Raw genomic sequence first — 339 nt, 5'->3', positions numbered from 1 at the left:
CAGGCCGCGCCGGAAATGTGTTTCACAAAGGCCGGTCAGGATTTCGGTATTGATCCGCGTCTGCTGATGGCGCATTCCATTCAGGAATCACGTATGCGTAACAACGCACTGAATACTAAAAGCAGCGGCGGCACGCATGACGTCTGCAATATGCAGATAAACAGCTCTCACTTTAACCAGCTGAAGAAGTTCGATATTACGCGGGAAAGGCTGCTGAAAGATCCGTGCATCTGCATTTATACCGGTGCATGGATCGAGGCGAGAAACTTCAGGCAGTACGGCAGGAACTGGGACAGCGTCGGGATGTACAACACCGGCCCGAACCCGAAGCTGATCAAA

Annotated in this window: 1 protein-coding gene; it reads left to right on the top strand. The window is 52.2% G+C overall.

From position 1 onward, the window contains the following. Window positions 1–339 (top strand): lytic transglycosylase domain-containing protein (locus tag HFD97_RS22090; protein ID WP_167432560.1); only part of this gene is annotated, 339 nt, incomplete at both ends.

The sequence above is a fragment of the Pantoea sp. EKM103V genome (assembly GCF_011800365.1).
In the GTDB taxonomy this organism is placed as follows: Bacteria; Pseudomonadota; Gammaproteobacteria; order Enterobacterales; family Enterobacteriaceae; genus Pantoea; species Pantoea anthophila.
The sequence above is the reverse complement of the archived record's forward strand: the minus strand, read 5'-3'. Positions and strand labels throughout refer to the sequence as shown.